At 68.2% G+C, this 20,387-nt stretch carries 24 protein-coding genes; 19 read left to right on the top strand and 5 right to left on the bottom strand.

Features of this window, described 5'->3' with window-relative positions; translation table 11 throughout:
- The first annotated feature begins 53 nt into the window (after positions 1–53).
- The 13 genes from V8J38_RS05330 to V8J38_RS05270 all read left to right on the top strand — a co-directional run bounded on the left by V8J38_RS05330 (position 54) and on the right by V8J38_RS05270 (position 10,788).
- Positions 54–920 (top strand): alpha/beta fold hydrolase, encoded by an 867-nt coding sequence (locus V8J38_RS05330; RefSeq protein ID WP_338578184.1) that lies wholly within the window; start codon positions 54–56, stop codon positions 918–920.
- Positions 921–963: 43 nt separating this feature from the next.
- Positions 964–1,818, top strand: coding sequence for an aldo/keto reductase (locus V8J38_RS05325; protein ID WP_338578183.1), 855 nt, complete (start codon positions 964–966; stop codon positions 1,816–1,818).
- Between the two features lie 38 nt (positions 1,819–1,856).
- Positions 1,857–2,105, top strand: a complete 249-nt coding sequence (locus tag V8J38_RS05320) for a helix-turn-helix domain-containing protein (protein ID WP_291776742.1) — start codon at positions 1,857–1,859, stop codon at positions 2,103–2,105.
- Positions 2,105–2,746, top strand: coding sequence for a Pr6Pr family membrane protein (locus V8J38_RS05315; protein WP_338578182.1), 642 nt, complete (start codon positions 2,105–2,107; stop codon positions 2,744–2,746). Before V8J38_RS05320 ends, V8J38_RS05315 begins: the two co-directional genes overlap by 1 nt.
- A gap of 10 nt (positions 2,747–2,756) precedes the next feature.
- Positions 2,757–4,289, top strand: coding sequence for a UbiD family decarboxylase (locus V8J38_RS05310; RefSeq protein WP_338578181.1), 1,533 nt, complete (start codon positions 2,757–2,759; stop codon positions 4,287–4,289).
- 128 nt (positions 4,290–4,417) lie between these two features.
- Positions 4,418–5,347 carry a DUF3829 domain-containing protein gene (locus V8J38_RS05305; RefSeq protein ID WP_338578180.1) on the top strand — a complete coding sequence of 310 codons (930 nt, stop codon included), beginning with the start codon at positions 4,418–4,420 and terminating at the stop codon, positions 5,345–5,347.
- Between the two features lie 157 nt (positions 5,348–5,504).
- Positions 5,505–7,286: a M14 family metallopeptidase gene (locus V8J38_RS05300; protein ID WP_291776750.1), complete on the top strand. Its 1,782-nt coding sequence runs from the start codon at positions 5,505–5,507 to the stop codon at positions 7,284–7,286.
- Complete coding sequence (locus tag V8J38_RS05295; protein WP_291776752.1) at positions 7,283–7,684, top strand: MAPEG family protein; 402 nt, start codon at positions 7,283–7,285, stop codon at positions 7,682–7,684. The genes V8J38_RS05300 and V8J38_RS05295 overlap by 4 nt, the downstream gene beginning before the upstream one ends.
- A 256-nt stretch (positions 7,685–7,940) precedes the next feature.
- Positions 7,941–9,287, top strand: a complete 1,347-nt coding sequence (locus V8J38_RS05290) for a TldD/PmbA family protein (RefSeq protein WP_338578179.1) — start codon at positions 7,941–7,943, stop codon at positions 9,285–9,287.
- On the top strand, positions 9,284–10,078 hold the full coding sequence (locus V8J38_RS05285) for a 3'(2'),5'-bisphosphate nucleotidase CysQ (RefSeq protein ID WP_338578178.1): 795 nt from the start codon (positions 9,284–9,286) through the stop codon (positions 10,076–10,078). The genes V8J38_RS05290 and V8J38_RS05285 overlap by 4 nt, the downstream gene beginning before the upstream one ends.
- Positions 10,079–10,089: 11 nt before the next feature.
- Positions 10,090–10,344: a DUF4170 domain-containing protein gene (locus tag V8J38_RS05280; protein ID WP_409450040.1), complete on the top strand. Its 255-nt coding sequence runs from the start codon at positions 10,090–10,092 to the stop codon at positions 10,342–10,344.
- A 97-nt stretch (positions 10,345–10,441) separates the two neighbouring features.
- Positions 10,442–10,603 carry a hypothetical protein gene (locus V8J38_RS05275; protein ID WP_291776759.1) on the top strand — a complete coding sequence of 54 codons (162 nt, stop codon included), beginning with the start codon at positions 10,442–10,444 and terminating at the stop codon, positions 10,601–10,603.
- A complete protein-coding gene (locus V8J38_RS05270) occupies positions 10,600–10,788 on the top strand; it encodes a hypothetical protein (RefSeq protein WP_312219069.1) in 189 nt (62 codons plus the stop codon). Before V8J38_RS05275 ends, V8J38_RS05270 begins: the two co-directional genes overlap by 4 nt.
- Positions 10,789–10,791: 3 nt before the next feature.
- Here V8J38_RS05270 and V8J38_RS05265 read toward each other — a convergent pair whose 3' ends face one another.
- Complete coding sequence (locus V8J38_RS05265; RefSeq protein ID WP_338578176.1) at positions 10,792–11,457, bottom strand: fused DSP-PTPase phosphatase/NAD kinase-like protein; 666 nt, start codon at positions 11,455–11,457, stop codon at positions 10,792–10,794.
- Positions 11,458–11,560: 103 nt separating this feature from the next.
- Between V8J38_RS05265 and V8J38_RS05260 the strand changes: the two genes are divergently transcribed.
- The 4 genes from V8J38_RS05260 to lpxK are packed head-to-tail and all read left to right on the top strand — an operon-like array spanning position 11,561 to position 16,438.
- A complete protein-coding gene (locus V8J38_RS05260; RefSeq protein WP_338578174.1) occupies positions 11,561–13,450 on the top strand; it encodes an ABC transporter ATP-binding protein in 1,890 nt (629 codons plus the stop codon).
- Positions 13,447–14,133, top strand: coding sequence for a lysophospholipid acyltransferase family protein (locus V8J38_RS05255; RefSeq protein ID WP_291776769.1), 687 nt, complete (start codon positions 13,447–13,449; stop codon positions 14,131–14,133). Before V8J38_RS05260 ends, V8J38_RS05255 begins: the two co-directional genes overlap by 4 nt.
- Positions 14,134–14,135: 2 nt before the next feature.
- On the top strand, positions 14,136–15,437 hold the full coding sequence (locus V8J38_RS05250) for a 3-deoxy-D-manno-octulosonic acid transferase (RefSeq protein WP_338578173.1): 1,302 nt from the start codon (positions 14,136–14,138) through the stop codon (positions 15,435–15,437).
- On the top strand, positions 15,434–16,438 hold the full coding sequence (gene lpxK / locus V8J38_RS05245) for a tetraacyldisaccharide 4'-kinase (protein ID WP_338578172.1): 1,005 nt from the start codon (positions 15,434–15,436) through the stop codon (positions 16,436–16,438). Before V8J38_RS05250 ends, lpxK begins: the two co-directional genes overlap by 4 nt.
- A 21-nt stretch (positions 16,439–16,459) precedes the next feature.
- Here the strand turns inward: lpxK and V8J38_RS05240 are convergent, their stop codons facing one another.
- Entirely contained in the window at positions 16,460–16,657 is a 198-nt protein-coding gene (locus V8J38_RS05240; RefSeq protein WP_291776775.1) for a helix-turn-helix transcriptional regulator, read from the bottom strand.
- The gene (locus V8J38_RS05235) at positions 16,657–17,064 is read right to left on the bottom strand and encodes a hypothetical protein (protein WP_338578171.1); all 408 of its coding nucleotides are present in this window, start codon (positions 17,062–17,064) and stop codon (positions 16,657–16,659) included. Before V8J38_RS05235 ends, V8J38_RS05240 begins: the two co-directional genes overlap by 1 nt.
- A 124-nt stretch (positions 17,065–17,188) precedes the next feature.
- Here V8J38_RS05235 and V8J38_RS05230 point away from each other — a divergent pair, with 124 nt between their 5' ends.
- Positions 17,189–17,764, top strand: coding sequence for a hypothetical protein (locus tag V8J38_RS05230; protein ID WP_338578170.1), 576 nt, complete (start codon positions 17,189–17,191; stop codon positions 17,762–17,764).
- Entirely contained in the window at positions 17,751–18,416 is a 666-nt protein-coding gene (locus V8J38_RS05225) for a methyltransferase (RefSeq protein ID WP_338578169.1), read from the top strand. Before V8J38_RS05230 ends, V8J38_RS05225 begins: the two co-directional genes overlap by 14 nt.
- A 6-nt stretch (positions 18,417–18,422) precedes the next feature.
- Here V8J38_RS05225 and V8J38_RS05220 read toward each other — a convergent pair whose 3' ends face one another.
- Positions 18,423–18,995 carry an NADPH-dependent FMN reductase gene (locus V8J38_RS05220; protein ID WP_338578168.1) on the bottom strand — a complete coding sequence of 191 codons (573 nt, stop codon included), beginning with the start codon at positions 18,993–18,995 and terminating at the stop codon, positions 18,423–18,425.
- A gap of 78 nt (positions 18,996–19,073) precedes the next feature.
- The gene (locus V8J38_RS05215; protein WP_338578167.1) at positions 19,074–20,384 is read right to left on the bottom strand and encodes a nicotinate phosphoribosyltransferase; all 1,311 of its coding nucleotides are present in this window, start codon (positions 20,382–20,384) and stop codon (positions 19,074–19,076) included.
- Positions 20,385–20,387 lie beyond the last annotated feature (3 nt).

The raw sequence follows: 20,387 nt of genomic DNA, 5'->3' as shown, positions 1-20,387 counted from the left end.
GACCTGACGCCACGTCAACCGGCTAGGGTTCGTTTCCAATCTGGACGGACCTGATGACCAATCTCGTCACGCGCGACTTCACCGCCCCGGCCGCCGACGGCTATCCGCTGTCGATGCGGCTGGTTTCGGCCGCCCAGCCTCGGATCGCCGTGCTGGTTTCTTCGGGCACGGGCTTTCCCAAGGGCTTCTACGAGCGCTTCGCCCGCTATCTGGCGGGCCGGGGCGCGGCGGTGCTGACGTATGACTTCCGGGGCATCGCCGGGTCGCGGCCAGACGATCTGAAAGCCATGCGGATGGACTATCCGGACTGGGGCCGTCTGGACATGCCCGCCGCCCTCGACGCCCTGATCGAGGCGGCGCCGGACCTGCCCGTCGTCCATGTCGGCCACAGCGTCGGCGGGCATTTCCTGGGCTTCATGGCCAATCAGGATCGGATCGCGCGGCACGCCTTCGTCTCGGTCGGCACGGGTTGGTGGGGCGGGCACCACCGCAGCTACAATCCGGTGGAGCTGTTCTTCTGGCTGGGCTTCGGCCCGTTCAGCCTGATGCGGCACGGCTATATCAAGGGCGGCGGTCTATGGGCCGGGACCGACCTGCCGCGCGGCGTATTCACCACTTGGCGGCGCTGGTGCATGAAGCGCGAATATTTCTCCAGGGAGTTGGAGACCAGCCTGCGGCCCCATCACTATGAGGCCGTGACCGCCCCGATCCGGTCGTGGATCTTCACCGACGACCCCATCGCCACGCCCGGCACGGCGCGCGATCTGCTGAGCGTCTATCCCCACGCCCCCTCTGACATCAGCGTCCATGCGCCCGGCGACTTCGGCGTCCGCCGCATCGGTCACGAGGGCGCCTTCCGCAAGGGGATGGAGCCGTTGTGGGAGCGGATTTTCCACTGGCTGGACAATGGCGAGGCCTGAGCGCGCGCCTATATCCAGGGCTCCCCCCTTACGGAGCCTCCCCATGCCCTATTCCGACCAGCCGACCGTGACCGCCTCAGGCGTCGAGATTCCGCTGCTCGGATTCGGCACCTGGCAGCTGGAGCCTGAGGACGCCCGCCGCATGGTGCGCGAGGCCCTGCGCATCGGCTATCGTCACATCGACACCGCCTGGATCTACAAGAACGAGAAGGCGGTCGGCGACGGCATCGCCGACGCCGTGGCTGAAGGAATCGTCACGCGTGACGACATCTTCGTCACCACCAAGATCTGGGTCGAGCATTTCCATCGCGACGCCCTGCTGCGTCAGGCCGAGGAATCGGCCATCAGCCTGGGCCTGACGCCGGACCTGCTGCTGCTGCACTGGCCCAAGCCGACGCCGGCGCTGTCGGAAACCATCGGCGCCCTGAACGAGGCCCAGGAGAAGGGCTTCACCAAGCACGTGGGCCTGTCCAACTTCCCCTCGGCCCTGTTCCGCGAAGCCGTCGCCCTGTCGAACGCGCCGCTGATCACCAACCAGGTCGAGTATCATCCCTATCTGTCGCAGAAGACGCTGATCGAGACGGCGCACGAACTCGGCTCGTCCATCACCGCCTGGTCGCCCCTGGCCCAGGGCAGGATCGCCGACGACGCCGTGATCGGAGAAATCGCCGGAACGCACGGCAAGACCAACGGCCAGATCACCCTGCGCTGGATCATCCAGCAGGGCGTCGTCGCCATTCCGCGCACCACCAGGGAAAGCCGGGCCGCCGAGAACTTCGGCATCTTCGACTTCGCGCTGTCGGCCGATGAGATGGCGCGCATCCACGGTCTGGCCCGCCCGGACGGCCGTATCGGCGACTGGCTGGACGAGGCTTTCCAATGGGATCAGGATGCCTGATCTGACACGGTTTCAGGCGCTTCGAGAAGGAGGCGGTCTTGGGTTCGGTTCTGGGCTTTCCGGCGATTGATCCACAGGACGCCGTCGTCGGCGCCCGCATCCGCCGCTGGCGCGACCGGCGCGGCGTCGCCTTCCTTGATCTGGCCGCCGCCATCGACCTGACGCCGGAAGCCCTGCGACGGGTCGAGGCGGGACGCGAGCGGCTGGATTCCGCCCGCCTGGACGCCGCCACCCGCGTCTTGCGCCTGCCGGTGTGGGCGCTGGTGTCGGACGCTCCGGCCTATTGATGCGCGCACGTCTGTATCGCGCGCTGTTCGCCGTGATCGGCTGGGGCGCGCTGGGCCTGCAGTACGCCCTGCTGCTGCAGAACAACCCCGGCGTCGGGGCGGGCGTGTTGACGCTGAACTTCTTCAGCTTCTTCACCATCCTGACCAATCTGCTGGCGGCGCTGGCCCTGACGGGGCCGGCGCTGGCGCCCGACGGCGCCTTGGGCCGGTGGAGCCGAAGCGAGGGCGTCCGGGCCGCCGTCGCCATGTACATCGTCGTGGTCGGCGTCGTTTATCACCTGCTGCTGGCCCAGACCTGGAATCCGCAGGGCTGGCAGAAGGTCGCCGATACGCTGCTGCACACCGTCATGCCGCTGGCCTTCGTCGGCGACTGGCTGCTGTTCACAGCCAAGGGGCGGCTGCGCTGGATCGACGCGATCAAGTGGCTGACGTTTCCGCTGGTCTACGGCGGCTGGACCCTGGCGCACGGGGCGATGACGGGCTGGTGGCCCTACTGGTTCATCAATGTGGACGAGTTGGGGCTCGCTCGGGCCGCCGCGAGCTTCGCGGGCCTGTTGATCTTCTTCCTGCTGCTGGGCCTTGTCGTCGTGGCGATCGATCGCGCGTTCGGACGGCGTGACAGACGGCTCGCGTCCGCCTAAGCGTCAGCGCATGGCCTACAAGTCCCTGCGCGATTTTCTTGCGACCCTCGAAGCCGACGGCGAACTGGTCCGCGTGTCCGAGCCCGTCTCCACCCATCTGGAGATGACCGAGATCCAGACCCGCCTTCTTCGCAACGGCGGCCCGGCGGTCCTGTTCGAGAAGCCGGTCATGCCCGACGGCACGATCAGCCCCATCCCCTGCCTCGCCAATCTGTTCGGCACGGTGAAGCGCGTCGCCATGGGCGTGACGCTGGAAGGCAAGCAACGCACCACGGCGGGCGAACTGCGCGAGGTCGGCGAACTGCTGGCCTTCCTGCGCAATCCGACGCCGCCGCGCGGTCTCAGCGACGCGATGGAGATGCTTCCGCTGGCCCAGACCGTCATGTCCATGCGGCCCAAGACAGTGAAGAAGGCCCCGGTGCAGGAGGTAGTGCTGAAGGGCGATCAGATCGACCTGACCGCCCTGCCCATTCAGGGCTGCTGGCCCGGCGAGCCGGCGCCGCTGATCACCTGGGGCCTGGTGGTGACCAAGGGGCCGTCGGACGAGCGCGAGGACGACTTCAACCTGGGCATCTATCGGATGCAGGTGCTGGGCAAGGACAAGGCCATCATGCGCTGGCTGGCCCATCGCGGCGGCGCCCAGCACTACGCCCGGCACCGCAAGGCTAAACCCAAGGAGCCCCTGCCCTGCGCCGTCGTGCTCGGGGCCGATCCGGGCACTATCCTGGCCGCCGTGACCCCGGTGCCGGAGACCCTGTCGGAGTATCAGTTCGCCGGCCTGATGCGCGGCTCCAAGGCCGAACTGGTCCCGTGCAAGACCGTGCCGCTGATGGTCCCGGCTCAGGCCGAGATCGTACTGGAAGGCCACGTCCTGCTGGACGAGTTCGAGAACGAAGGCCCCTACGGCGACCACACCGGCTACTACAACTCGGTCGAGAAGTTCCCGGTCTTCCAGGTCAGCGCCATCACCATGCGCAAGGCCCCCATCTATCTGACCACCTTCACCGGCCGTCCGCCGGATGAGCCGTCGGTGCTGGGCGAGGCCCTGAACGAGGTCTTCATCCCCCTGATCCGCCAGCAGTTCCCCGAGATCACCGACTTCTGGCTGCCGCCCGAAGGGTGCAGCTATCGCATCGCCGTGGTGTCGATGAAGAAGGCCTATCCGGGTCACGCCAAGCGCGTGATGATGGGCTGCTGGAGCTATCTGCGCCAGTTCATGTACACCAAGTGGATCATCGTCGTGGACGACGACATCAACGCCCGCGACTGGAAGGACGTCATGTGGGCCGTCTCGACCAAGATGGACCCGGCGCGCGACATCACCGTCATCGAGAATACCCCGATCGACTACCTGGACTTCGCCAGTCCCGAGAGCGGCCTGGGCTCCAAGATCGGTCTGGACGCCACCGACAAGTGGGAGCCGGAGACCAAGCGCGAATGGGGCGAGGAAATCCGCATGGAGCAGGACGTGATCGACCGCGTGTCGGAGAAGTGGGCCGCGCTGGGTCTGCCGGGCGATGGGTCCCCGATCTGGAAGGCCTGACGCGGTTCCTGTGAGCCGTTTGCAAAAACTCGTCTCGCGAGAGAACCCTATAGGCTGATCGGCGTTCAGTTTCCCGGCCGAAGGAACGGCGACGCTTGGGGCGCGCTGATCGGCTTAGGGGAATCCATATGATTTCACGCACCAGCGCCGGCGTCGCCACGCTCGCACTCGCCGCCGCGCTCAGCCTTTCGGCGTGCGGCGACAGCAAGGGCAATGCCGAAAACCCGGCGCCCAAGTCGGTCGCTCAGGCGGCGGGCAACGAGGCCACTCAGGAAAAGATGAGCCTCTACATCGACGCCTTCAACGCGCTGATCGACGAGCATTGGGGCGTGTCGAAATACTTCGGCGACTATCAGAAGCTGGACATCCCGAACGCCTCCGCGACGGCGACGCTGCACTTTCCGGAGAACATCTCGCATCTGGAGCGCGCGATCGCGAAGCTGAAGGAAGGCCGGGCGCTGAACGGCGGCAATCAGGGCAAGAAGGCCGATGAAGCGGCCGACAAGCTGATCCCGCAACTGGAGGCCCTGCTGACCCAGTGGCAGGCGCTCGACCCCTATTTCGAGTCCCGCGCCTATCGCGACGACGCCCTGGCCAAGGCCAAGGCGGCCCACGACGCCCAGACGCAGGCCTACCAGGGCAGCGTCGCCGGGATCGAGCTGTTGGACGGCGCCCTGAGCGAGTACCAGCGCGCCAGCAACGCGGCCAAGCTGGAAGTCATGCGCAAGGGCGGTCACACCGCCGAAGCCAGCCTGCTGGACGCCATGCAGAAGGCCGACCTGTTCACCAATGCGGTGATGGAAGACAACAAGGCCGAGGCCGACGCCCAACTGCCCGCAATGGAAGCCGCCATCGCGGCGCTGCGTGAAGAACAGGCCAAGATGCCGGCGGACAACAGCAACAAGTCCTACCTGTCCAGCATCGCCGACAACCTCAGCGGCATGGTCGGCGCCTATCGCGACTTCAAGCAGTCCAACTCGGACGGCTACCGCGAGCAGGTCGTGGACCGCTACAACAGCGCCATCGGCAACATGAACCGCGTGGAACTGCCCGCCTGACGACCCTGTGTCCGGCCGTCACGAGCGGCCGGACGCGCTCCTCGCGAATTGCGCCGGGGTTGCCAGACGGCTTTGATCGGATCACGAAGGGCCTATGCGCCTTGACCGTTTCGTCACAGCGGCCGTCGCCGCCCTGGTTTGTTTCGCGAGCCCCGCCATGTCCCAGACCCCATCCGCTTCCGTTCCCAACGAAGCCCCGTGGGACCAGGCCTTCCTGCCGCCCGCCCCGGCGTGGAACGGCGCCAGCCGCGCCCTGCTGCGCGACGCTTCCGATCCGTGGGTCACGGGGTTCGAGGCCGATGCGGCGCATGACTTCTCGCCCAACTACGCCGACACCCGCGCCTGGTTCGACCGGCTGGACGCGGCCAGCGACCTGATCCGCATCGAACAGTTCGGAACCTCGCCGGAAGGGCGCCCGATCTACGCGGTTATCGCGTCCAAGGACGGCGCGACGTTTGATCCTTCCAAGCCCGTCCTGCTGGCCCAGGCCGGCATCCATCCGGGCGAGATCGACGGCAAGGACGCGGGCATGATGCTGCTGCGCGACATCGCCTTCTACGGAAAAGACGGCCTGCTGGACCGCGCCAACCTGATCCTGATCCCGATCCTCAGCGTCGACGGGCATGAGCGCGCGGGCGCCTATTCGCGCCCCAACCAGCGCGGGCCGCGCATCCAGGGCTGGCGCCACACGGCGACCAACCAGAACCTGAACCGCGACTTCATGAAGCTGGATCAGGCCGAGATGCAGGCCGTCATGGGCCTGATCCACAAATACCAGCCGGACCTCTACGTCGACATCCATGTCACCGACGGCATCGATTATCAGTACGACGTCACCTTCGGCTACAACGGCGAGGACGGGGTCTGGAGCCGCAGCCCGGCCATCGCCCAATGGCTGGACGCCGCCTTCAAGCCCGCCATCTATGAGGCGCTGGAGATGCAGGGCCACATCCCCGGCGAACTGGTCTTCGCCATCGACGACCGCGACCCGCAGAAGGGTCTGAACGACGGCGGCCTGGGCGAGCGCTTCTCCAACGGCTGGGGCTCGGCGGCCCACATCCCGACCATCCTGATCGAGAACCACAGCCTGAAACCGCATGAGCAGCGGGTGCTGGGAACCTATGTCTTCCTCGAACAGGCGCTGACGCTGCTGGCCGAAAAGTCCGGCGACCTGCGCGCCGCCATCGCGGCCGACCGCGCCCTGCGCCCCGCCGAACTGCCCGCCAATTTCGACAGTGACGAGACGCCCTCGCGCACCCGCCCCTTCAAGGGCATCCGCTATGAGACCTTCGACAGCGTCGCCTCGGGCCGTCTCGAAATCCGCTGGCTGGGCCAGCCGGACGCCGAGCTGTGGCCCATGCCCTTCTACGGCTCGCACCCCACGCTGACGCTGAAGCGGCCGAGCGCCTATTGGGTGCCGTCCTATCGTCAGGACGTGATCGAGCGCCTGCGCGTTCACGGCGTGCAGATGGAGACGCTGGACGCCCCGCGCACCGTCGCCGTCGACATGCTGCGTCTGGTCGATCCCAAGGTGTCGAGCCGCACCAATGAAGGCCATGTGCCGATCTCGGTCGGCGACGTCCGGCCCGAAGCCCACGACTGGACCTTCCCGATCGGCTCGGTGCGCGTGCCGACCGATCAGCCGATGGGCGACGTCGCCATCCTGCTGCTGGAGCCGCAGTCGAATGAGAGTTTCTTCGCCTGGGGCCTGTTCCCCGAGGTGCTGAACCGCGTCGAATACATCGAGGCCTACGCCATCGCCCCGCTGGCCGAAAAGATGCTGGCCGCCGATCCGGCGCTGAAGGCCGCGTTCGAAGCGAAGCTGGCCGCCGATCCCGCCTTCGCCGCCGACGGCGACGCGCGTCTGGCCTGGTTCTATGAGCGCACGCCCTTCTACGATCAGCGCTATCGCCTCTATCCCGTGGGGCGTGAGAATTGAGCCTGATCCCGACCATTCAGGCCGCCGCCCTGTGGGGCGGTCTGCTGATCCTGCTGCTGTTCGTCCTGTCGGGCGTGGTCGTGCGGCGCCGTCGTCAGCATCTGGTCGAGTTCGGCGACGGCGGGGTGCGCGAACTGGTCTGCGCCAGCCGCGCCTTCTCCAATGCGGCGGAATACATCCCCGCCGGGATGTGCGGCCTGATCCTGCTGGCCTTCCTCGGCGCCCCGGCCATGCTGATCCATGCGGTCGGGGGAATGCTGTTCGCCGGACGGGTGATCCACGCCCTGGGCCTGCTGTTCCAGGAAGGCCCGTCTCTGGGCCGTTCGGTCGGCATGATCCTGACCTGGCTGGCGCTTCTGGTGGCGGCGCTAAGCCTGATCGCCTGGTCGATCCTGTAGGCAAAAACCCACCCCTCTCCCGGCGGGAGAGGGCTTGAGCTTCGGAGAGCCGAAGGCGATCCGCCAAGCGAAAGGGTGAGGGGCTTGTCCCGTCAGTCGGCGTAAGCCGTCACGCGACGGCCTTCGGCCGACTTCGTCCGCGAACCCTCACCCTTTCGCCTTAGCCAATCGCTTCGCTCTTGGAGGCTCAAGCCCTCTCCCATCAGGAGAGGGTTAGAACGGTTGCAGCCCGACCTTCCCTCCGCCATATCGGGGCATGTCCGATAAGACGCCTCCCCCCGACATCCTGAACGATCTGATCTCCGCCGCGCTGAAGGCCGGCGCCGACGCGGCCGAGGCCGTGTCCGCCCATCGCGCCTCCCTGTCCGTCGGCGTGCGCAACGGCGCGCTGGAAGACGTCGAGCGTGAAGAGGCCCGCGATCTGGGCCTGCGCGTCTTCATCGGGCGGCGTCAGGCGACGGTATCCGCCTCCGACCTGTCCGACGCCACCCGCGCCCGTCTGGTCGAGCGCGCCGTGGCGATGGCGAAGCTGGCGCCGGAAGACCCCTATGCCGCCCTCGCCCCGCAGGACCGTCTGGCCGCCGCGCCGCACGCGGACCTTGACCTGTATGACCCCGCCGAACGCTCGGCCGAGGCGCTGGAAGCCGCCGCCGCCGAAGCCGAGGCCGCCGCCCTGGCCGTATCGGGCGTGTCCAAGTCCGAGGGCGGCCACGCCTCATGGTCGGCCAGCGAATGGCGCCTCGTCACCTCGCACGGGTTCGACGGCCGCCATCGCGGCAGCGCCTTTTCGCTGGGCGTCGGCGTCATCGCCGAGAAGGACGGCGCCATGGAGCGCGGCGGCGAAAGCCGCGCCGTCCGCCACCTGTCCGACCTGCCGGACGCCGCCTCCATCGGCCTGAAGGCGGGCGAACGCGCCGTCGCCCGCGTCGGCCCGCGCAAGATCGCCTCGACCACCGCCCCCGTCATCTTCGAAAACCGCGTCGCGACGCAGGTGCTGTCGCCGCTGCTGGGCGCCATCTCCGGCCCGTCGATCGCGCGCGGCAGCTCCTTCCTGAAGGACAAGCTGAACAAGGCGGTCCTGCCGACCGGCGTCGACCTGATCGACGACCCGTTCCGCCCGCGCGGCCTCGGCTCCACCCCCTTCGACGATGAGGGCGTGGCCGTTGAACGGCGCGAGATCGTCAGCAACGGCGTCCTGACCACCTGGCTGTTGAACACCGCCTCGGCGGCCCAGTTGGGCCTGCAGACCACCGGCCACGCCTCGCGCGGGCTGGCGGGGCCGTCGGGCGTCTCGACCCACAACCTGCATCTGGCGCCGGGCGAAGGCGATCTGGACGCCCTGATGGCGCAGGCCGGGACCGGCCTGCTGATCACTTCCATGTTCGGCCCCTCGCTGAACGGCAACACCGGCGACTGGTCGGCGGGCGTGTCCGGCTTCTGGTTCGAGAACGGCCAGCGCGCCTATCCGGTCAGCGAAGTCACCGTGGCGGGCAATCTGATCGACCTCTACGCCCGCCTGCAACGCGCGGGCGATCTGGAGTTCCGCGGCGCGTTCAACAGCCCCTCCTTGCTGTTCGACAAGGTGGCGATCGCGGGCAAATGAGCGACTACAGCGCCGACCTCGATCTGATCCGCGACGCGGCCCTGGCCGCCGGTCGGCTGGCGCTCGAACACCGCGAGGCTGGGCTGAAGGTCTGGTCCAAGGACGGCGGCTCGCCCGTCACCAGCGCCGATCTGGCTGTGGACGAACTGCTGCGCGACGCGCTTCTAACCGCCCGCCCCGACTACGGCTGGCTGTCCGAGGAAACGGCCGACAGCACGGATCGCCTGTCGAAGAAGCGCATCTTCGTCGTCGATCCGATCGACGGCACCGTCGCCTTCATGAAGAACAAGCCGTGGTGGTGCGTGCCCATCGCCGTGGTCGAGGACGGCCGCCCCGTCGCCGCCGTCATCCACGCCCCGATGATGGACGAGGTGTTCGAGGCCACCCTCGGCGGCGGCGCCCGCCTGCAGGGACGCCCCATCAGCGCGTCCGACACCGACGACCTTGAAGACGCCGAGCTTCTAGCCGACGCCCGGCTGATGGAGGCGCGCGAATGGGACGAGCCCTGGCCGCCGATGCGCTTTTCCAAGCGCAACGCCCTGGCCTATCGCATGGCGCTTGTGGCGGCCGGGGCCTTCGATGCCGCCATCGCCATCAGCCCCAAATGGGACTGGGACGTCTGCGCCGGCTGCCTGATCGCCGAGGAGGCGGGGGCCAGGGTCAGCGACCATATGGGCCGTCAATGGCGATTTAATCGCCCCGATCCGCGTCAAACCAGCCTGATATGCGCCGCGCCGGCCCTTCACCCGTTGATCGTAAGACGCACAGCGCCTATCCCGCTGGCCATCTGATCTCCCCTGCAATGGATCCCCTCTCCATGGCTGACGCCCCCCACGACCCCCAACTGCTTCACCTCGTCATCGGCGGCGAGATGCGCCACCCGGCCGAGCCCGTCTTCCGCGACCTGTCCCAGGTCGAGTTCGTCGGCGCCTTCGGCAACTATGAAGAAGCCAAGAAGGCCTGGAAGGCTCGCGCCCAGGCGACCGTCGACAACGCCCACATGCGCTACTTCATCCTGCACGCGCACAAGCTGATCGATCCGCGCACCGACGGCTGATCGGCGTTCACGGCCTGGTCAGGCCGCTGTTCAGGAACCGCAGGGGCGGCTGATGCGCTTTCCCATCAGCCGCCTTTGTTCATGAACAGGATTCGCCATGCTGCCGACCCTCATCGTTCTGCTTCTGGTGGTCGTCGCCGTGGCGGCGATCGTCTGGGTCGTGCGCAAGGGACCCAAACACATCCCCCGCCCCGGCGAGGACCAGGACACCGCCTGGAACGACCCCATCACCCCCGCTGACCGGGATCCGCGACCTTGACGCTGTTCGGCCAGACGCTGGACGGCCAGCAGGTTTTCGGCCTGATCTCCTTGATCGCCGTGCTGGCGTTGTGGCTGGTCGTTCTGGCGCGCCAGCGCGATCACGTCCGCCAGATCAAGCGGTGGAAGAAGGACCAGACGCGCAAGACCCCGCCGCCCGCCGCCGGACGCGGCCCCTGGGGCTGAGCCCTATTCGCGCCTCAACAGGCGATCGACGACCAGCTTGCCCCACCAGCCGGCCTTGAACTCGGCGCGGATCGCCCTGGGGTCATAGGCGTCGCTCTCGACCCAGTCCTCGAAGCTGACGCCCGTGGGTTCGACCTCGGCGACATATTTCTCGAGCGTATAATCCAGCACGCCGGTCAGCCCCTCGCGGCTGTGCAGGGTGCGCTTGCTCAATTCGGACATGGCCGCCGAGATCGGCTCGCCCAGGTGGAAGTGGCGATAGAAGACCGCCATCATCCCCGCCCGGTCCGCGCCCGACTTGCAGTGAATCAGGGCCGGATACTCCATCGTCTGAAACAGGGCCTTGGCCCGGCGCACCCGGTCCTTGCCCGGCGGGTCGCGCGAATCCAGCGGCGCGTCGATCAGGGTCAGGCCCAGCCGTTCGCAGGCGTCCTTCTCCAGCCAGTAATAGGCTTCGTCCCTCTGGCCGCGCAGGTTGACGACCGTCTTGATCCCCTGCCGCTTCCACCAAGCCAACTGGAGCGGCGAGGGCTGGTTGGTTCGCACCAGATCCGGCCCCAGCCAGTGGGCGTTGGTGAACGCCGTGCGCAGGAAGGCGTGATCCTTCCAGAAATAGGACCAGCGCGCCTTGAAACGGCCGAATGGCGTAGTCAGATCGTAGCGCCCCATGACGGCCAGATAGCGCCGTTTGCACCCGGCGTCACCCGTCCGGCGCCGCCTCTCCTGAGCGCGGCCGCTTGACTTGACGCCTCAGCCGTTCGACCGAAGGCCGATGACCGTTCCCGCTCCCCATGACGACGCCCGCGAGCCGCTGCGGCCCCTGCTCGCCCGCATCTGGCGCGAGTATCTGTCGCGGCACAAGCCGGCCTTCTTCACCTCCATGCTGCTGGCGGGCGTGTCGGGCGGTCTGACGGCCCTGCTGCTCAAGTTTCTGGAGCCTGCGATCGACCTGCTGTTCGGCCAGCACGCAGGACCGGTGACGATCTGGAAGACCGTCACCATTCCGGCGGACAAGGTGCTGATCGCCATCCCCCTGTTCATCATCGTCGTGGCGGTGATCCGTTCGCTGAGCATGGCGGGCCAGTCGGCGCTGGTGAACCGGCTGGGTCACGGCATCGTCGGCGACATCCAGAAGCAGCTGTTCTCGGGCATGATCCGGGCCGACCTGTCGCGCCTGCGCAGCCAGCATTCGGGGACCTTCGTCTCCTCCGTCCTGTTCGACGCCAACCTGGTGCGCGAGGCCTTCACCTCGGGCGTGGTCAACTACACCCAGAACGCCCTGATGCTGCTGGGCGTCATCGTCGCCATGGGCTTCATCGACCTGCCGCTGACGCTGATCGTCCTGCTGGGCGTGCCGGTCGTCAGCTGGATCATCCGTCGCTTCGGCAAGAAGTCGCGCAAGGCCGCGCGCGGGGCCATGGTCGAGACCGAGGCCCTGTCCAGCGCCCTGATGGAGAACCTGGACGGCGTCCGCGTCATCAAGATCGAGAACCGCGAGGCGGCCGAGGAGGCCCGCGTCTCCACCGTCATCGACCGCCGCCAGCGCCACGTCATCAAGGGCGCCGACAGCCGCGCCTTCTCCGGCCCGGCCAGCGACATCGTCGCCTACGGCGTCGTCGCCGCCGTCATGGCCTATGCCGGATGGAGCGCCAGCCAGGGCGAGATGACGGTCGGCGCCTTCGCCTCCTTCATCGGCATGTTGCTGCTGGCCGGCCAGGCTCTGCGCCAGGTGACCAACCTCACGACGGTGCTGAGCGAGGGCTTCACCGCCGCCCGTCGCCTGTTCGCCGCCCTGGACATCGAACCCGAGATCCGCGAGGCCAATGACGCGGCCGTGGTCGCGCCCGGCCCCGTCACCGTCGCCCTGGACCATGTCAGTTTTGCTTATCATGCAGACGAGGACGGGTCCGCCCCGACCCTGTCGGACGTCAGCCTGCACGTCGCGCCGGGCGAGACCATCGCCCTGGTCGGCCCGTCAGGCGGGGGCAAGTCGACCATCCTGAGCCTGTTGCCGCGCTTCTATGACGTGACGGCGGGACGGGTGACGCTGAACGGCCGCGACATCCGCGAGCTGAGCCTGCCTTCCTTACGCGACCACATCGCCCTGGTGACGCAGGAGCCTTTCCTGTTCGACGACACCATCGCCGCCAACATCGCCTATGGCCGCCCCGGCGCCACGGCCGAGGACATCGTGGCCGCCGCCCGCGCCGCCGCCGCTCACGACTTCATCGCCGCCCTGCCCGACGGCTATGCGACCCGCGTGGGCGAGGCCGGCGCCCGCCTGTCCGGCGGCCAGCGCCAGCGCATCGCCATCGCCCGCGCCTTCCTGAAGGATGCGCCCATCCTGCTGCTGGACGAGGCGACCAGCGCGCTCGACACCGAGAGCGAGGCCCTGGTTCAGGCCGCGCTGGAGCGGCTGATGGACGGCCGCGCCACCCTGATGATCGCCCACCGCCTGTCGACGGTGAAGAACGCCGACCGCATCTACGTCATCGACGGCGGCCGCGTGGTCGAGGAAGGAACCCACGACGCCCTGGTGGCGCGCGGCGGTCTCTACGCCCGCCTGGCCCGGCAGCAGTCGCTGGACAGCGACCCGGTCGCCCCCTCGCCTCTTTCGACTTTGCCGCCTCTGGTCGAGCTCCCCGACGAGACCGGCGCATGAGGCCCCTGCGCAACCCCGCCATCCAGAACGCCATGGCCTGGACCCTGGCCCAATGGATGCGCTTCTGCATCGCCACCATCCGCTGGACCCATGAGAACGAGGCCGCGGCCGAAGAGGTCTGGCGTGACGGCGGCGGGGTGCTGTGCGCCTTCTGGCACTCGCGCATCGCCCTGGCCCCGTCCTGCTGGCCCCAGGATCGGGCTCAGCCCGCCAAGGCCCTGATCTCCCTGTCCGCGGACGGCGAGTTCATCGCCAAGGCGATCGCACGCCAGGGCTTCCCCGCCGTGCGCGGCTCCTCGGCCAATAAGGACAAGGCCAAGCAGGCCAAGGGCGGGACACAGGCCCTGCGCGACGGTCTGAAGCAGTTGAAGCTCGGCGCTCTGGCGCTGACTCCTGACGGCCCGCGCGGTCCGGCGCGTCAGATGGCCGAGGGCCTGCCGCTGATGGCGAAGATCTCGGGCGCGCCCGTGCTGTTGATCGGCATGTCGTGCAGTCCGGCGATCCGGCTGAACAGTTGGGACCGCGCCCTGCTGCCCCTGCCGTTCGGCAAGGGCGCCGTGGTCTGGGACAAGGCCTGGTATCCCGAAGGCGGCGACCTGGCCGAAGTCGCCGCCGAGTGGGGCGAGCGCCTGACCGCCGTCGAGGCGCGCGCCGACGCCCTCACCGGGCTGGAGCGCGTCTGAACGTGCCCTTCAGCCCCGCCCTGATCGCCTATCGGCTGCTGACCCGCCTGCTGGAGCCGCTGGCCCCGCGCCTGCTGGACGCCCGCGTCCGCAAGGGCAAGGAAGACCCCGCCCGCGTCGATGAACGGCTGGGCCTGCCCGGCATGGCGCGGCCTGACGGGCCTCTGGTCTGGATCCACGGCGTCAGCGTCGGCGAGGCCCTGTCGATCCTTCCTCTGGCCGAACGCATCCGCAAGGACCGGCCCGACGTGACGGTGCTGGTCACCACCGGCACGCTTACGTCGGCGCAGGTGCTGGCGACACGCCTGCCGCGCGGCGTCATCCATCAGTTCGCCCCGGTGGACGCCCCCTCGGCCGTCGCCGCCTTCCTCGACCACTGGCGGCCCAATGTCGGCGTCTTCGTCGAGAGCGAGCTATGGCCCAACCTTCTGACCACGGCCCAGAAACGCGGCGTGCCCCTGGCTCTGGTCAGCGCCCGCATCACCGGCAAGACGGCGCAGGGCTGGAAGAAAGCCCCCGGCATGGCCCGCGCCCTGATGAACGGCTTTTCGCACGTCTGGCCGCAGGATCAGGACAGCGCCGACCGGCTGGCGGCGCTGGGCGCCCGCGTCGACGGTCAGGTGAACCTGAAGCTGTCCGGCGAGCCCCTGCCCTATGACAAGGGCGAGTTCGCCCGCCTGTCGGCCCTGATCGACGACCGCCCCGTCGTCGTCGCCGCCAGCACTCATGAGCACGAGGAAATGGCCATCGTCGGCGCGCTGGATCATCTGGCCGACCGCCTGTTCCTGATCGTCGTGCCGCGCCACCCCGAACGCGCCGACGCCATCGCCGAGGCCCTGAGTCACGACGGATACGGCTTCGCGCGACGCAGTCAGGGCCAGCCGATCTGCGACCAGACCGACATCTATCTGGCCGATACGCTGGGCGAGCTGGGGCTGTTCCTGCGGCTGGCCGATGTGGTGGTCATGGGCGGCTCCTTCGCCCCGGCGCTGGGCGGCGGCTCGGTCGGCGGTCACAATCCGCTGGAGCCTGCGCGTCTCGCCAAACCCATCGTCACAGGCCCCGACGCCAGCAATTGGCAAGCCGTGACCCGGATGCTGAAACAGGCGGGCGGCCTCGTCTCCGTCCTGTCGCCCGCCGAACTGCCCTCGGTCGTCGGCCCCATGCTGGCCGACCCCGAGGCCGCCCGCGACATGGGTGAGCGCGCGCGGCGATCCGCAGAGGCCGCCGCCGCCGGGCTCGACCGCCTGTGGCTGGCGCTTCAGACCCACCTGCCCGCCGCCCCGTCACGGAGGCGCCCGTGAAACTGAACACCCCCCGCTGGTGGTACAGCCGCGACCGTCGCCACGCCCCGATGACGCGGATGATGCTGAAGCCCGCCTCATGGCTGTGGGCGGGCGTGACGGCGCGCAAGATCGCCCGCGCCACGCCGGTCGATCCGGGCGCAGCGGTCATCTCCATCGGCAATCTGACGGTCGGCGGATCGGGCAAGACGCCCGTCGCGCGCGAGACTCTGCGCCTGCTGCGCGCCCAGGGCGTCAACGCCGCCGCCCTGTCGCGCGGCTATGGCGGCGAACTGGAAGGCCCGGTCCGCGTCGACCTGAGCCAGCACACCGCCGCCGATGTCGGGGACGAACCCCTGATGCTGGCTCAGGACGCGCCTGCATGGATCGCCCGCGACCGCGTGGCGGGCGCCCGCGCAGCCGCCGCTGACGGCGCCTCCGCCCTCGTACTGGACGACGGCCACCAGAACCCCGCGCTGAAGAAGACCCTCAGCCTGATCGTGGTCGACGGCGAGACGCGCGGCGACGAATGGCCGTTCGGCGACGGCTCGGTCTTCCCCTCCGGCCCGATGCGCGAGCCGCTGAAGGCCGGGCTGGCGCGCGCCGACGGCGTGGTCGTCATGCTGCCCACCGACATGGACGCCGCCGATCCCGAACTGCTGGAGGTCTTCGCCGACCTGCCCGTCTTCATCGCCCGGCTGGAAGCCGCCGCCCCGCCGCCGCCCGGTCCTCAGGTCGGCTTCGCCGGCATTGCCAAGCCGTGGAAGGTCGAGCGGTCGCTGATCGCCGCCGGCTGCGACCTGAAGGATTTCGTCCCCTTCCCCGACCACGCCGCCCTGTCCGACCGCGACTTCGCCTTCCTGAAAGACCGCGCCGCCGTCTACGACGCGGGCCTCGTCACCACCGAAAAGGACTGGGTGCGCCTGACGCCCGACCAGCGCGCCGCCGTCGCCGCCTGGCCCGTCGCCGCCCGGTTTGAGGATGAGGCGGGATTCGCAGCCTTTGTGATGGGCGCCCTCTGATCCGGCCGCCCGGTGTCGGAGTCAGACGTGCGGGTTGTCGAAGATGTCCTCGATCGGCCGCTCGAACAGGGCGGCGATGCGATAGGCCAGGTCCAGCGAGGGGTCGTGTTTCTCTGTCTCCAGGGCGTTGACCGCCTGGCGGGAAACCCCCAGCGCCTGTCCCAGCTGTTCCTGGGTCCAGTTGCGCTCGACGCGCAGCAGCTTCAGCCGGTTCCTCATCAGTTCGAGGTCCGAATGAAAGGCGCCGCCAGGCCGAACGCCGCCCAGAACAGCGGATAGATCAGCCAGGCCGGCAGGTGCGGCGCCCCGGCGAAACTCTCTCCGAAGCCCCAGAAGGTCGCGATCGCCATCGCCATGCCGGAGGCGATGATGAACTGCTTGGCCGTGACCATGCGCACGAACTCGTCGCTTTCACGCATCAGGGCCAGCGTGGCCCAGATCTGACCGATCACCGGCGCAGAGACGGCCGCCGCCAGGACCCAGCCCGCAGGCTTTCCCATGACCCCGTCAAAGGCGTCCGTGGTCATCATCGCCACGCAGATCGCCACATAGGGAGCCATGAAGGCGAACGTCCGCAGGACGTAGCGACGCCCTGACGGCGTCTGTTGTCTGGAAAGGGTCATCATGACAGTCGCTCCTGACTTTATGTAAGGAAAACCTTACAACGCCATCATGTCATGTCAACCTTACTTTTTATCAGCATGTCCTGACATTATTGCCAGCCGCTTCGACCGCCCCTAGCTTGAAGTCATGCGTAGTGTTCCCGCCCTTGTCGTCGCCTTCCTGACGGCCGCCGCCCCTCTTGCCGCGCTTGCTTCGCCGCCTCCGCCCTTCCTGGTCCAACAGGATGTTCGCGGCGCGCGCGACCATGACGACCTGCCCCGCATGGACGGCGCGCGCATCCGCGCCTGGCGCCAGTTGTCCGTCGCCGAAATCACCCTGCCGACCGGCGCGGTCGCCGAAGGCGACACGCCGCAGAGCGCTCTGCGGCTTCAGGGTCAGATCAGCCATCTGGATTATGTCATCCGCCCGGCCGTCGCGCCGATCGACATGGCGCGCCACTATGAAGAAGCGCTGCGCGAGGGGGGCTATGAGACCGTCTTCGCCTGCACCGGCATCGCCCGCTGCGGCTCGGGCATGGGAGCGCTGATCCTGCTGAGCGACACGGTGGCGCCTGCGGGCTTCGCCGACGGCGTCTTCAACGATCAGTTGCGGGTGGTCGTGGCGCGCAAGGGGGCGACCTGGGTGCTGCTGCACATGACGCGCGGACCGGATCGGTCGCTGGTCTATCAGGCCGTGATCGAGGGCGCCCGTGAGCTCGAGTAGACGGATCGCCGATCCAGTCCGTTTCATCCGCGACAACACCCGCCTTCAGCCCGTCTCGCACACGCCCGAGATTTCCCTGTGGCTGGCCGACGAAGTCACGCCCATCTGGCGGCTGACCGAAGAAGAGCTGGGCGAGATGGGCCTGCCGCCGCCCTTCTGGGCTTTCGCCTGGGCGGGCGGGCAGGCGCTGGCGCGCTGGCTGCTGGATCACCCCGACGAAGTCACGGGGCGTCGCGTGCTGGATCTCGCGACCGGCTCGGGACTGGTGGCGATCGCGGCGATGAAGGCGGGCGCCGCGTCGGTGCTGGCCGCCGACATCGACCCCTTCTGCGCCGCCGCCGTCGCCGCCAACGCCGAGGCCAACGGCGTCGAGATCGCTTTCACCGCAGACAATCTGCTTGAGGCCCCGCCCCCCGCATTCGACGTCATCTGCGCGGGGGACGTCTTCTACGAAGGGCCGATGGCCGAGGCGGTCCTGGCCTGGCTGAAGCAGGCGCGGGCGGCCGGGACGACCGTGCTGGTCGGCGATCCCGGCCGGACCTACTTCCCGAAGGAGGGGCTCAGCCTGCTGGCTGAATACCGCGTGCCGACCACGCGTGAACTGGAGGACCAGGAGGTCAAACGCACGCGGGTCTGGTCTCTGGATCTATAGCCGGCCTCAGGCGTCCCGGGGCAGAACGGTCAGCACCCGCGCCATATGCTGGTGGAAGGCCTCCATATAGTCGCGCAGGAACTGTTCCGTGGAGGCCACAGTGACGTTGCCGTCGTCGTCGATCAGGCCCGGCGTCAGCTGGATATAGCCTTCGGGCGCATTCATCTGCGGGGCCTGGAGGAAGCCCAACACCGGCCGCAGCGCCTGCTGGGCCAGGGCCGTGCCGATGGCCCCGATCGAGGCGCCGATCACCGCCGTCGGCTTGTTCTTGAAGGCGTTGCTTCCATAGGGGCGACTGGCCCAGTCGATGGCGTTCTTCAGCCCGCCGGGCATGGAGCGATTGTATTCCGGCGTGACGATCAGGATCGCATCGGAGCGCTTGATCGCCGCCTTGAAGTCGTTGGCGACGGCCGGATAGTCGGCGTCATAGTCATAGGAATAGAGCGGCAGCTCGCTGAAGCCGATCTCGTGGAACTGCAGCTTCTCGGGCGCGAGTTTGACCAGGGCCTTGGCCAGCTTGCGGTTGATCGAACCCTTGGCCAGGCTGCCGATGATGTAGCCGACGTTGTAGGTGGTCATGATAGGCGTCCCGCTGAATGAGGGCGGCGTGCGCCGCCGCCGGCGAGGAAATGCCCCAGCAACCTTGGCGGTTCCGTATCAGACGCGCACGGCCTGGCGACTTCGCCCCGCCTCGCCGAACACCCGCAGATAGCGCTCGATCTCTGCGCGATCGCCGGTGGCCTTTTCAACGTTGTCCGACAGCTTGACCGCCGGGCGGCCCGCCGCCTGCGTCACCTTGCAGACCAGCGACAAGGGAAGCAGCTCGGGCGCCTCTACGGGGGCGCAGTCGCGGAAGTCGTTGGTCAGGTTGGTGCCCCAGCCGAAGCTGGTCCGCACCCGCCCCTTGAAGTGGGCGTGGGCCGCCTCGATGCCGTCGACATCCAGCCCGTCGGCCAGAACCAGCAGGCGCTCACGCGGATCGCGCCCCTTGGACGCCCACCACTTCATGATGATCTCGCCGCCCTCGATCGGCGGAGCGGAATCGGGACGGAAGCCCTTCCAGTCGGCCAGCCAGTCAGGCGCGTCATTCAGGAAGGCTTCGGTGCCGAAGGCGTCCGGCAGGGCGATCAGCAGATTACCATCATAGGCCGCGCGCCATTCCTCCAGCACCCGATAGGGCGCCGCGCGCAAGGCCGCCTCGTCCTCGCCCGCCATCGCGGCCAGCACCATCGGCAGTTCGTGGCCGTTGGTGCCGATGGCCTCAAGGTCGTTGTTCATCGCCAGCAGCACGTTGGAGGTGCCGATGAAGGCGCTTCCTAGCCCCTCCTTCAGCGCCTCGACGCACCAGCCCTGCCACAGGAAGCCGTGGCGGCGACGCGTGCCGAAGTCGGACAGGGCCAGCGGCTCCAGCTTCCTCAGCCGCTCGATCTTGCTCCACAGCTTGGTCTTGGCGCGCGAATAGAGGATGTCCAGTTCGAACCGCCCCATGCGGCGCAGGGCGCGGCGGCTGCGCAGCTCGTTCAGGATCGACAGGGCGGAGATTTCCCACAAGGTGACGTCGGCCCAGCTTCCGGAAAACTCGAGCCGGTACTGTCCGTCGGCGCTGCGAGACAGGTCGTAGTCCGGCAGGCGATAGTCGGCCAGCCAGGCCAGAAAGTCCGGGCTGAAGATCGACTTCACCCCATAGAAGGTGTTGCCGCCCAGCCAGATCAGTTCGCGGTTGGTGAAACGCAGGGACCGGGCGTGGTCTAGTTGGGCGCGCAGTTCGGCCTCGTCCACTTCCTCGGCCAGGCGGACGGAGGTGGTGCGGTTGATGACAGAGAAGGTCACCGGCACATCGCGGAATCGGCGCCAGATCAGTTGGAGCATCAGCAGCTTGTAGAAGTCGGTGTCCAACAGGCTGCGGACGATGGGGTCCAGTCGCCAGCCGTGGTCATAGGCCCGCTTGGCCAGGTCGATGCTCGCCATGCC

This window comes from Brevundimonas olei (genome assembly GCF_037055245.1).
Lineage (GTDB): Bacteria > Pseudomonadota > Alphaproteobacteria > Caulobacterales > Caulobacteraceae > Brevundimonas > Brevundimonas olei.
The sequence above is the reverse complement of the archived record's forward strand: the minus strand, read 5'-3'. Positions and strand labels throughout refer to the sequence as shown.